Source organism: Mycobacterium sp. SM3041, assembly GCF_039668335.1.
Classification (GTDB): domain Bacteria; phylum Actinomycetota; class Actinomycetes; order Mycobacteriales; family Mycobacteriaceae; genus Mycobacterium.
In genome coordinates this window covers 35397-46691 of the sequence record NZ_JAYXBQ010000042.1, presented here as the reverse complement: position 1 = coordinate 46691, position 11295 = coordinate 35397, and the positions used below count along the sequence as shown (strand labels likewise).

Annotated in this window: 11 protein-coding genes and 1 tRNA gene; 5 read left to right on the top strand and 7 right to left on the bottom strand. The window is 66.0% G+C overall.

What is annotated here, in order from left to right:
* Positions 1-205: 205 nt before the first annotated feature.
* The 5 genes from VXD91_RS11480 to VXD91_RS11460 all read right to left on the bottom strand — a co-directional run bounded on the left by VXD91_RS11480 (position 206) and on the right by VXD91_RS11460 (position 4256).
* On the bottom strand, positions 206-1306 hold the full coding sequence (locus VXD91_RS11480) for a phage major capsid protein (RefSeq protein WP_346415454.1): 1101 nt from the start codon (positions 1304-1306) through the stop codon (positions 206-208).
* A gap of 605 nt (positions 1307-1911) precedes the next feature.
* Positions 1912-2319: a hypothetical protein gene (locus tag VXD91_RS11475; RefSeq protein WP_346415453.1), complete on the bottom strand. Its 408-nt coding sequence runs from the start codon at positions 2317-2319 to the stop codon at positions 1912-1914.
* Positions 2316-2600 (bottom strand): hypothetical protein, encoded by a 285-nt coding sequence (locus tag VXD91_RS11470; protein WP_346415452.1) that lies wholly within the window; start codon positions 2598-2600, stop codon positions 2316-2318. The genes VXD91_RS11475 and VXD91_RS11470 overlap by 4 nt, the downstream gene beginning before the upstream one ends.
* 64 nt (positions 2601-2664) lie before the next feature.
* Positions 2665-3564, bottom strand: a complete 900-nt coding sequence (locus VXD91_RS11465) for a hypothetical protein (RefSeq protein WP_346415451.1) — start codon at positions 3562-3564, stop codon at positions 2665-2667.
* Between the two features lie 509 nt (positions 3565-4073).
* Positions 4074-4256: a helix-turn-helix domain-containing protein gene (locus VXD91_RS11460; RefSeq protein ID WP_346415518.1), complete on the bottom strand. Its 183-nt coding sequence runs from the start codon at positions 4254-4256 to the stop codon at positions 4074-4076.
* Positions 4257-4403: 147 nt separating this feature from the next.
* Here VXD91_RS11460 and VXD91_RS11455 point away from each other — a divergent pair, with 147 nt between their 5' ends.
* The gene (locus VXD91_RS11455; protein ID WP_346415449.1) at positions 4404-4904 is read left to right on the top strand and encodes a hypothetical protein; all 501 of its coding nucleotides are present in this window, start codon (positions 4404-4406) and stop codon (positions 4902-4904) included.
* Entirely contained in the window at positions 4904-6088 is a 1185-nt protein-coding gene (locus VXD91_RS11450) for a site-specific integrase (RefSeq protein WP_346415448.1), read from the top strand. The genes VXD91_RS11455 and VXD91_RS11450 overlap by 1 nt, the downstream gene beginning before the upstream one ends.
* Positions 6089-6171: 83 nt before the next feature.
* Here VXD91_RS11450 and VXD91_RS11445 read toward each other — a convergent pair.
* A tRNA-Gly gene (locus VXD91_RS11445) sits at positions 6172-6245 on the bottom strand.
* Positions 6246-6290: 45 nt separating this feature from the next.
* On the opposite strand from VXD91_RS11445, the gene dcd reads away from it, so the two are divergent.
* Positions 6291-6860 (top strand): dCTP deaminase, encoded by a 570-nt coding sequence (dcd, locus tag VXD91_RS11440; protein WP_053854696.1) that lies wholly within the window; start codon positions 6291-6293, stop codon positions 6858-6860.
* A gap of 233 nt (positions 6861-7093) precedes the next feature.
* Here dcd and VXD91_RS11435 read toward each other — a convergent pair whose 3' ends face one another.
* Complete coding sequence (locus VXD91_RS11435; RefSeq protein ID WP_212808105.1) at positions 7094-7939, bottom strand: superoxide dismutase family protein; 846 nt, start codon at positions 7937-7939, stop codon at positions 7094-7096.
* A 166-nt stretch (positions 7940-8105) separates the two neighbouring features.
* On the opposite strand from VXD91_RS11435, the gene VXD91_RS11430 reads away from it, so the two are divergent.
* Together VXD91_RS11430 and VXD91_RS11425 are read left to right on the top strand one after the other, a co-directional pair.
* Complete coding sequence (locus VXD91_RS11430) at positions 8106-9416, top strand: ammonium transporter (RefSeq protein ID WP_212808106.1); 1311 nt, start codon at positions 8106-8108, stop codon at positions 9414-9416.
* Positions 9417-9664: 248 nt separating this feature from the next.
* A complete protein-coding gene (locus VXD91_RS11425) occupies positions 9665-11203 on the top strand; it encodes a hypothetical protein (RefSeq protein WP_244872697.1) in 1539 nt (512 codons plus the stop codon).
* The last annotated feature ends 92 nt before the right edge of the window (positions 11204-11295 follow it).

The window sequence follows — 11295 nt, the reverse complement described above, 5'->3', positions numbered from 1 at the left end:
TTCGCCTTTCGCACGACGGTGGTTCGGGGAGCTGATTGGCCATCAGTGGGCACTATGTCCAAGCAGCTCCCCGAACCGAACCCCTCAGCGGTGCTGGGTGAAAGGGAGCGCCAAAAGCCCCAGCCCCCGCAAAGGGATTCCTCCCGGGTCGCGCCCAGGGGCTGCGCGACCTTTAGCCTCCGCCCCAGTCCTACGGAGGCCAAGCTCAGAAGACAGGTGCCGTGAGCCCGCCGATTTCCACGATCGATGTCGGGTAGCGCTCTGCGGTGAACGCGGCGAAGCCGTAGACCTGCAGGGTCACGGTCAGACTCTTGCCGCCGATTTCCTTGAGCACTCGAGACTGGATGCCCGACTCGTACAGGAGGCTGTCCATGGACCGCTGGACGTAGACGACGTCTTCGTCGTTGCCTGCGCCGTAAGTAGTGCCGATGTTCGGATCCAGCGCGATGGGCAGGCCCTGCATCGAACCGACGAAGCCCTCAGGCGTGACGCGCTCGAACGCGGCGACCGAGTTCTGCGGGCTCTGCGCCGACGGCACGACCAGAGGCCGCTGGTTGGCGTCCAGGATGCCGGTCATCCAGGCCCACCGACGCGGGTGCATGGCGATGTGCTGTGCGGCCTGCATGCGGCCGGTGTTCACGCGCTGGATCGCGTCGGCCACCGCGGCGTAGAACTTCGCCAGGGTCACGCCACCCGCGATCGCAATGGTTCCGATGCCCGGGGTCGCGTGAACACCCAGCATCTGACCGCCGGCACCGGTGCCACGAAGAGTCTGGACGTCCAGCTTCATCGCATAGTCGCTGTACAGGTCCTGGAAGATCACCTCGTCGTAGTTGACGGGCGACTGCTCCAGCAGCTGCAGCGAAACGTCGGTGTCACCAGCGATGGTCCGCACCTTGGCTTCGATCTCGTCCTCGTCGGGATCAGCGCTCGCCACCGGGGTGTTCTCCGCGGCCTGAATGCCGACCGACGTCCCGGACTTCATCCGGGGGAAGTTGATCGAGTTCGTACCGGCCGGCAGCGGCTGATTGGTCGCAAGGTTGGCGTAGACGCGGGACGCGCGGGCCAGCGCCACGTACTGGTCGACCAAATAGATGGGCGGAACGAAATGCCCACCGTTGCCGGGAGTGGTATCCAGGGCGCGATAGGCCTTGTCGGTCGCGACGTCGGTTTTGTGCCGGCGCAGACGCTCGTCGGCCTCGACGTGGCCCCCGCTCCGCATCGATGATCGGATCAGGTCGCGGAAGTAGGACTGGCCGCCGCCCTTGGCGTACGTAGCCGGCTCTTTTACAGAAAACATTGTCATCGTGGCTTGACCTCCTGAAGGTGTGGATTGCGACCGAGGCTCGCTCGGGCTGACGTCGGGTTCCTGGTCCGGCGACGGACTCTGGGCGGACTGTTCGGCGGCTTCCCGCTTCCGTTGAATGACCTCGGCCTCGTAGGCCGACGGGCCATACCTGCCATCCCCGCGGTACGTCAAGTCGTCCACTTGGTGCCACCCTTCAAATCTGTTGTCGCGCAGCTGCTACTGCGTTCACGTCCGCCTCTGGTATCCACCAACGTCCGGACTTCCGGAATGCCACCCGCGCGAAACATCCACGCCGGCAATGCCATCGGACTGCGTCCTGCGTAATGCCGAGCTGCCCGGCCGCGGTTGCGACGGATACCACTGCAGTCGAATCGTGCGGCAACGCCTCACTATCGATTCGCGCGCTCGCGTTCACGCGAGGCTCAGCACGAGCCCTGCTGTGGTAGTCCAATTCCTGCCGCAACTCGCGGATCGAGGCCGGTAGAACGCTGCTGCGCCGGCGTAGAAGCTCCTCGAGCACGTCGACTACATCGACGATCTGCGCTGCGACCCGCCGCGAGATCATGACCCCGCTGACACCGGCAACCTCGACGACACGCTCTTCATCCACCAGGCGCCGCCTCTGTGGCGGTCTCGATCATGCCTGGGAGCATCGCGATCAGCCGGTGCACGCCGCCGTGGGGGCACGAAATCAGTGCCAGCTCAGGCTGATAGCGATTGCGGTCATGTATCGGGTCGGGATGCCACACATGCGCCCACGTGCAGTCGCAATCCTCGAAGTCGACGACGGTGGCCACCGGCCAGCCCGCGTCGTACCACTCGATGTCGCCCGACCGCGTCATGATGGTGCCGATCTCCGCGGCTGTCGCGTCGAACCCGGTCGCCACGGTCAACAGGTCAGGATTGTCTCCGGCAGCGCGCTCGAGGGCGCCGGTGGCCATCCCGACGGCCTGCCAACCGATCGCTGCGGCGTATCTCAGCCAGTCGGCGCCTGACACCTCGGAGTTCATTGGGGTTCCTCTCGCGGATGAAGTGGTTCAGTGAAGGCGTCGACGCGGCCGCAGGCATCCGGTGTCGAAGCCAGGACCGACGTCGGCGACCACTCGTCGCCCACCTGGCGCTGGCCCGCTCGCTCAGCGGCGAGCAGCCGCTGCACACACGGCACCCGACGACCCCGGACACGGCGCACGCCGTCGTTTGTCATGCAGCAGTCACCGACGGCAGCTCCGCAGTTCGGGCACGAAACCAGGGCCGCGCCCGTCGCCTCGTAGGCCGGCCCAAGTTGCGTCACGAGGGCACCCGTTGGCATTGAGGCCCGATTGGCGTGGTGTTCGTCGGACACCCGGTTCGCTTGGTCACTCGTATCCCATTTCTGCTAGGAGTTCAGCCCCGGCCAGCTCGTAGCCGAGTGCCTTCCGAGTCGGTTTTCCGACGCCGGTTTTGCCGAAAGGGCGGCGCGCTTTTGACGCCTCGGCCATGAGCGACCGCAGAAGCCCAGGACCTGCTGTCGGGTGGGCGTCCCAAAGGCGGAGTGCGTCTCGGACGACCTCAGCGTCGTTTCCCGTGTTTAGGAGTTCCGCGACGACGAACCGAAGGGCGGTGAGCGTCGCGGGTTGGTAGGCGCTCGGCGGCAATTCCTCACGAATTAGGTCGGCGGCGGAGGTCGCGGACAGAGGCACGATGCTTGCGTCGGGGGGAGGGGGATCGAGGGGCGCGTCGGGTCTGCCGCGGACCATTTCGCCGAAGGTCGGCTGCTGACGTTGCCGCCTCGCGCGCGTGGAGCGCGCGTTAGATCCGTCAATAGAACCGTCAATAGAACCGTCAAGTCCGACACCATGGGTGGCGGGTTCGCCCCCCGATTTTGGCGGGTTCGCTCGCAGATTTGGCGGGTTCGCCTCTGCATCGAACCCGCCACCCTGAGTGGCGGAAACGCTCGGACCGAACCCGCCATCATGAGTGGCGGAAACCGGCAGGGCGCAGACCTCATAAATCGGGGCCCGCGCGGTGCCGGCCTGGTTGTTGAATCCGCGCTGGACAACGCGGATCAGGCCCGCGTCCTTGAGTGCCTTCACCGCTCGCTCCGCCGACCGCAGCGAATTGCTCGCGTACATGGTCGAGCGAATGTGGTCCCAGCGGACCGATCCCTGCCTCGTGTCCGCGTGGGCCTTCTCTGCGATGGCCAGCAGCGCGTGGAACGCGCCCGGCGGCAGGCCGATGGCGCGCAACTCGTCGGCTGCGCCGATGACTTCCCCCACTAGTTGGCCGCTCAGACCCGCATCACCGCCGCGCGATCGTACGCTCGCGACCGCGGGTCGAACTGATCAGGCGGAAGAGCGCAATCACTGCGTCGACTTCCTCGCGGTGAAGCTCGAATGGCAGGTCCGCAGCAGCTGCTTCGAGCGGGTCGATCGGCGGTGGGACACGTCGGCAAACGGGAATGGGACGCCACGCAGTGCCTCCAACGACCGTCAGCCTCGGCCGGTCTCGGTCGAGGGCGGTCATCGAGCCACCGCCGCGGTCGCGGACGGACGGAATTCGGCCAGATAGCTGCGCTGGGTTCCGTCGTGGTCGGTCACCGTGACATGGATCGCGGCACCGTCGGTTTCTGCGACAACGACCGAGTCGCGGACTGCGCGACCGCCAACATCGCTGTGCCGCAACGGAAAACACTGCGATGCGGACGCGAGGCGGGCAGCGATCGCCGCGGGCTCATTCTTGGGTGACGTAACTCCGCCCGGCTGGCTTGATTTCGGTCGATTCCGCATCAGGCGCTCTCCGAGCTAGTGCAGACCACTTCGAGCTTGCTGATGTAGTCGTCCAGTTGTTTGTCCGTGCTGAAGCGTCTTCGGCCGACGCGGACCTGGCCGAGCGCGCCCGTGTTCAAGAGTCTGTACACCGTGGTGCGGCCAACTCCGAGCCGTTCGCAAATCTGCTGTATGTCGTTCAGGTTGTTCGTCTTGCTTGTCACGCCGAGTGCCTCCTGAAACCAAATGTGTCGCCCATAGCGACACATTTGGCGAATACGTTGTTGTACGCGGTGACACTAACATGTCCGTCGTTGTACGCAACAGAAGATGCGTGCAAAGATGTCGTCATGGACGACAGTACGGCTTGGCCGGCGGAACTCGTGACGAGGATCGGGCAAGAGATATCTGCTGCGCGCGCAGCCTCAGGCATTTCCGCTGTAAAACTGGCAGCTGCCACCGAAGGCCTTGGGGTGCCGATCCATCGGGTCGCAATCTCGCGGATCGAGGAGGGGAAGCAAGTTGTCACGGTGCCGGAATTGATCGCACTCGGCATGGCGCTAGAGGCTGACTGGCTCGGGTGGCTTGTGCGTGCAACCAACGGCCTGCCCGTACAGGTGCGCCGAATCGACAGCGCGGCGTACTATCAGCGACTGCTCGCTGAGGTCAACGACGAGCTAAAAGCCCTGGAGGACAGCCTGTTTCAGGCGGAGCAGGCGCCAATTCGGTTTCAGATGGCAGACCAGCTGAAAGACAAGATCGCAGCTGACGCTGATAGATACCGAGCGATGATCGTGGGCCTCAAGGAGCGCCGCGCGATGATCCTAGAAGAGCTGGGCCGGCAGGCCTGATGCCCCGACAGCGACTCGCGCCTGGAGAGCACGGAAAGATCACCAACTCGCGGCGAGGTGAGATCTTCTACGCCACAACGTATGTGCGGTTGCACAGCGGCAAGCTGAGAGAGCGCGAAGCCACGTCGCGGAAGTCGGCGGAGGACGCGCGCCGAGAACTAAAGCGGCGCATCCAGACTGAGCTTGCGGCGGGGGAGCCGACTGGTGTAATCAACCGGCGCACAACGCTTTCCGAGCTCTTTGAGGCTTGGATCCCGGTCAAGGTAGCGGAGGATCGGATTGGCGAGCGAACTGAGACTATCTACCGAGATGCGTGGCGGCTGCACGGCGAGCAGCAGCTCGGTGCGCTGCGGATCGCTGAGTTGACGACCAGCCGCGCCGACGCCCACCTCAAGGCACTGCCGTCGTCGGCCGCCACCTACATGCGAATCATCCTGGTCGGCATGTACGGGCTCGCAGCCCGATTCGATGTCGTTAGGCACAACCCGATCCGGGAAACCAAGACTGCCAAGGTCGAACGCAAACCAGTGCGGGCGCTGACAGCGATCGAATTCGAACAGGTGCGCCAGGCTGTCAGGGCGTTCTGCGACCGTAAAGGGCCGGGGCCGCGTCGGGCTCCGATGCTGCCGGCCTACGTCGAGCTGCTCGTTGCGACCGGGGCGCGGCCATCCGAGGTACTCGCAATCCGGTGGGAGGACGTAGACCTACTTGCGGATCCTCCTACCGTGACGATCACCGGGACGGTAGTGGAGTCAGGCCGAATCGCGGGCAAGCCGATTCACCGGCAGCCATGGAGGAAAGGCCACGCGCCAGAGCACACGGTGACGCTGCCGAAGTTCGCCGCGAAGGTACTCACCGACCTGTACGGGGTTACGGGGCCAAACGGCGGCACAGACGGCGTCGTGCTCACCAACCGCAATGGTGGACTGCTCAGTCGAGCGAACATCGCTGACTCACTGCGGCAGGCGCTCAAGCCGCACGAGAACCTCCACTGGTTCCACCTGCACGCTGGGCGCAAGACCAATGGCACGGCCGTGCGCGACCTACTCGGGGTAGAGGCGGCACAGCAGCAACTCGGACACGCGCAGATCGCGACGACAGAAAAGCACTACGTGCAGCGGGTTACCGCGGGGCCGGATACCAGCATTGTGCTGGACGAATGGGCTAGCAACAGGGCTGGCTGACCCAATTTACGGGGAAAATACGGGATTCGGCCGATTCGAGGTTGGTTGATGGACCCGTTATAGGGCCCTGACCTGCATGTATGTGGAGCCGATGACGGGAATCGAACCCGCGTATTCAGCTTGGGAAGCTGATGTTCTGCCATTGAACTACATCGGCATGGTGCCGCTGCAGGATATCAACCCAGCCCGATAGGCTCCCCACGTGCTCCTCTCAGATCGCGATCTTCGGGCTGAAATCGCTGCTGGACGTCTCGGCATCGACCCGTTCGATGACGCCATGGTGCAACCCTCCAGCGTCGACGTCCGGTTGGACAGCCTGTTCCGGGTCTTCAATAACACCCGCTACACGCACATCGACCCGGCGCAGCAGCAGGACGAGTTGACCACCCTGGTCGAGCCCGCCGAAGGCGAACCCTTCGTGCTGCACCCGGGCGAGTTCGTACTCGGCTCGACACTCGAAACCTGCACGCTGCCACACGATCTGGCGGGCCGTCTCGAAGGCAAGAGCTCACTGGGCCGACTCGGTCTGCTGACGCACTCCACCGCGGGCTTCATCGATCCGGGCTTCTCCGGGCACATCACGCTGGAGCTGTCGAACGTAGCCAATCTGCCGATCACCCTGTGGCCAGGTATGAAGATCGGTCAGCTCTGCCTGCTCCGCCTGACCAGCCCCGCCGAGCACCCCTACGGCAGCGACAAGGTCGGCTCCAAGTACCAGGGTCAGCGTGGCCCGACGCCTTCGCGGTCGTACCTGAACTTCGTCAAGCCCTAGCTTCGTTGACTGCGAACTGACGCAGAACTTTTGCGAGTAGCAGGCTGCCTCGATTCGCAGTCAACGCCACCTGAGTGCTGAGTCCGCGGTGAGGGTGCTCGCTCGTCGGCGTTTCACGCCGTAGGCACAGGCTCAACGCGCAGGGGCCGCCTAGTGCCGTTGACCCTGTAACCAGGCCAGGGCCTACTCGTACTTCTGCGCCCTCACGTCAGGGTCAACGAAAACCCCAGAACTCAGCCACCCGGCATCGGGTTCACCGGCGCGACCGGGCTGGTGGGAATCGTCGTGGTCGTGGTCGGCACCGTCGTGGAAGTAGTGGTCGTGGTCGACGGAGTAGTAGACGTCGGGGAAGTGGACGTCGAAGTCGCGCTCGATGACGTCACCGGCGGCGCCACCGGCACGCCCGTCGTCTCGGTGACGGTCGCGGTCGACGTCGAAGTAGACGGCGACGAAGACGAAGTAGAACCAGCGGGGGCGAGCACCGCACACGCCACGCGCCCACCGGCGTCACCGGTCGCGAGTGTCTCGGCGTCCGGGCCCGGCGTCCCGTTGTGCGTGTAGCGCGGCGGGATGTTGGCGAAGTTGTCCGGCCCCTGGTGGATGATGAGCGCACTGCCTTCCGGCCCCTTCAGACCCGCTTCGGTGAAGGCGTCGGTCGTGGCGACGACCTTGCCGGTGCCGTCACCGCGGATGTTCAGCGGCGTCAGGTCGCCGCTCGCCGGATGCCCGGTATGCCCGGCGACCTGCAGATGGCCGCCGGCCGAGGTGAAGTCGCCCTCGCACTTGCCGACGGAGTGAATGTGCATGCCGTGGCTACCCGGGGCGAGGATGCCGCCGCCGGTGGTCTCCACGGTCACGGTGGCGTAGCCGTCGGTGAAGTCGATCGAGGCGTTCGCGACGGGTCTGCCATCAGATGTCTTCAGCACGACGTTCAGCGCAGACGGATTGGCCTGGGTCCAGGTCGTGGGCGGCGCCGAGGTCGATGATTTCGACGTGTTCTGGTTGGAGGAGTTGCAGGCGGCCAGCACAAAGACGGGTGCAGTGAGCAGGGCGGCAGCTGCAGTTGTGCGCTTCAACATGAACACCCTGATACCCGGAACCACCAGCGTCTAACCGCCACTTGTTTCACGGGGAACCACGCCCCAAATACCCATGTGAGGCTGGTGTAACACGTCGGAAACGCAGTCGCCGCGCGCCGGAAACGCCGCCGATACATCCTCGTCAAGATTGTCGAAGGAGTCTCACGTGCAAGGCATCGATCCCGCCGCCACCGCTTGGCTGCTCGCCAGCACCGCTCTCGTCCTGTTGATGACGCCGGGCCTGGCCATCTTCTACGGCGGCATGGTCCGCACGACCGGCGTGCTCAACATGATCATGATGAGCTTCATCTCGATTCCGCTGGTCACGGTGGCGTGGCTGGTGCTCGGGTACACGCTGGCCTTCTCGGACGGCGACGGTTTCCTCGGCAACCTCGAACACTTCGGCATGCTCGGCATCAGCCCCAGCACCACGCACGGCGCCGTCCCGGAGCTGCTGTTCGCCACCTTCCAGCTGACGTTCGCCATCATCACCGCCGCCCTGATCAGCGGCGCCATTGCGGACCGCGCCAAGTTCTCGGCGTGGATGGTGTTCGTGCCGATCTGGGCGATCGTCGTCTACAGCGTGATCGCGCACTGGGTCTGGGGTCCGGACGGCTGGCTCGCCAAGATGGGCGCGCTGGACTACGCGGGCGGCCTGGTCGTCGAGATCGCGTCGGGCGCCTCGGCGCTGGCGCTCGCCATCGTCCTGGGCCCGCGCATCGGCTTCAAGCAGGACGCCATGCGCCCGCACAACCTGCCGTTCGTTCTGCTCGGTGTCGGTCTGCTGTGGTTCGGCTGGTTCGGATTCAATGCGGGCTCGGCGCTGGCCGCGAACGGCACCGCCGCCGCGATCTTCCTCAACACCCTGGTCGCCGGCTGTCTCGGCATGCTGGGCTGGCTCACCGTCGAGCAGGTGCGTGACGGTAAGCCGACGACGTTCGGCGCGGCGTCCGGCGTCGTCGCCGGCCTGGTCGCGATCACCCCGTCGTGCGGTACGGTCAACACGCTGGGCGCGCTCATCGTCGGCCTGCTGGCCGGTGTGGTCTGCTCGTTCGCGGTCGGCCTCAAGTTCAAGCTCAATTACGACGACTCGCTCGACGTCGTCGGCGTGCACTTCGTCGGCGGTGTCGTCGGCGTCGTGCTGATCGGCCTGCTGGCGACGGATGTCATGACCGGCGGCGTCCGCGGCCTCTTCTACGGCGGCGGATTCGCCCAGCTCGGTAAGCAGTTGCTCGCGATGGCCGTCGTCGCGGCGTATGCCTTCACGGCGACGTTCGTCCTCGGCAAGATCATCGACAGGGTCATGGGTTTCCGGCTCAGCGCCGAGGACGAGACCGCCGGCGTCGACTTCACCCAGCACGCCGAAACGGCCTACGCGGAGGGCGTGCACGGCCACCTGGGCACCCGCCGGCCGACGGGTTCCAGCTCGCTGACCGATCTGTTGAAGCAGCCTCGCCCGGACGCCGAGGACGCCTGAAACTGCTTAGGTCATCTACGCCGAACGCGGGTAGGGTTGAACCACCGGCATTGGCGGGACCATGTGAGCCAGCGCCGCGGCAAGAACTGCATCGTGGCTCCATGAGCTGGGGGAATCGGTAACGACTCCGCCGTTCGCTGCGATGAAGTATCTGGTTGTGGCCTGCGCGGCAGGGGATTCTCGGTGTCGGCCTAGATAGCGTAGCGAACACTATTGGAGGGTCAGTGGACATCGTTCTGGGTGTGTCTATGACGCCAACCACGGTGCGTATGGCGCTGGTTGAGGGTGAAAAGGCCGACGGCGAGATCGTCGACCACGATATTTTCGAAACGCAGACGGCCGACGGTTCAGCAACGCCGGTTGAGCAGGTTGTCAGCGCGATCCTGGGGACCCGGGAGAGCGCCGAGGAAGGCGGCCACCACCTGAAATCGGTGGGCGTCGCCTGGAGTGACCACGACGCCGCCGCGCAGTTGCGCGACGCATTGGACGCCGCCGGCGTCAAGGACGTCATGATGGTCTCGGAGCTGCACGCCGCGGGGTCGCTGGCACAGGCTGCGGGCCGGGCGGTCGGCTACTCGAGCACCGGTCTGCTGTTCGTGGACCGTGACACCGCCACCATGTCCGTCGTCGATGCCGACGGTGCCATCTCGAAGGTGCTGAGCCGCAGCCTGCACAGCACCGACGCCATGGCCGTCCTCGGCGACATGGCAGCCGCCGTCGCCACTGCCGACACCCCGCCGCAGGGCATGTTCGTCGTCGGATCCGGCGTCGACGTCACCGCGGTGCAGGCGCACCTGGCCGAGCTGCTCGACATCCCGGTGAACGCCCCGGGTGACGCCGACCTGGCGCTGGCTCGCGGTGCCGCCCTCGCCTCGGCCAGCGCGCCGATGTTCGACGCGGCCACCGCCGGCCTGGCCTACTCGGCCGCACCGGGTGGTGTCGCTGCCGCGGCTCCGCTGGCGGCGCCGCTGTTGACGGCCGACGAGTTCGGTTTCGACGAGCTGGGCGACGCCCCCGTGGTCGCCGATCAGGGCCGCAAGCCCTTCCTGCTGGTCGGTAGCGCGCTCACCTCGATCTTCGTTGTCGGCGTTGTGGCCCTTGCCATTTCGCTTGCGGTGAGCATCCGGCCGACGGTCGATCAACGGCCCGCGCCCGCACAGGCCGCCATCGTGCCCAGCGCTCCGGTCGTCGCTCCCGCGCCGCCGCCGGCCGCCGTCCCGCCGCCCGCCCCGGCACCGGCAGCTGCCCCCGAGCCGGCGCCCGAGGCGCAGGTTCAGGCTCCGCGCCACGTCGACGCGCCGCAGGTCGTCAAGGAATCCGCGCCGCAGGTGCACGTCTCCGCGCCCGCACCGGAAGCCCCCGCTCCGGCTCCGGCACCCGTCCCGGTGTCGATGCCCGACGTGCCGGCCGCTCCCGTCGAGCCCCCGCCCGCGGCGGTTCCGGCCCCGGCTCCGGCAGTGCTGCCGCCGCCGGTCTACGTGATGCCCGGTCAGCAGCCGCCGGCCTGGAATCCGTGGGTGCCGCGTCCGCAGCAGCCGCAGTGGATCCCGGGCAACAATTACCCGGACTACCCGAGTCGCGGCGGCCGCGGTCACGACGAGGACTACCCCGGCAACTACCCGGGCAATGGCTACCCGGGAAACCAGTACCCCGGCAACGGGTACCCGGGCAACCAGTACCCGGGCGGCTCGAACGGGTACCCGGGCGACTACCCCGGTGACTCCGGCAAGAAGCCGAAGCAGCCCAAGCAGACCTGCTTCCTGATCTTCTGCCAGAAGAACAACTGACGTCCGTCAGGCCGGCGGCTGTTTGTCATCTGCCGTTGGCCTGACGCTCAGTGTCACTTCGCGCCGCGCTCATCACGGCTGCCTATCAAGGC

Excerpts from the sequence above, each read along its gene's own strand:
- VXD91_RS11425 (WP_244872697.1), top strand. The coding sequence starts at position 9,665 with ATGACGCCAACCACGGTGCGTATGGCGCTGGTTGAGGGTGAAAAGGCC.
- VXD91_RS11475 (WP_346415453.1), bottom strand. The coding sequence starts at position 2,319 with ATGAACTCCGAGGTGTCAGGCGCCGACTGGCTGAGATACGCCGCAGCG.
- VXD91_RS11480 (WP_346415454.1), bottom strand. The coding sequence starts at position 1,306 with ATGACAATGTTTTCTGTAAAAGAGCCGGCTACGTACGCCAAGGGCGGC.
- VXD91_RS11450 (WP_346415448.1), top strand. The coding sequence starts at position 4,904 with ATGCCCCGACAGCGACTCGCGCCTGGAGAGCACGGAAAGATCACCAAC.
- VXD91_RS11455 (WP_346415449.1), top strand. The coding sequence starts at position 4,404 with ATGGACGACAGTACGGCTTGGCCGGCGGAACTCGTGACGAGGATCGGG.
- VXD91_RS11435 (WP_212808105.1), bottom strand. The coding sequence starts at position 7,939 with ATGTTGAAGCGCACAACTGCAGCTGCCGCCCTGCTCACTGCACCCGTC.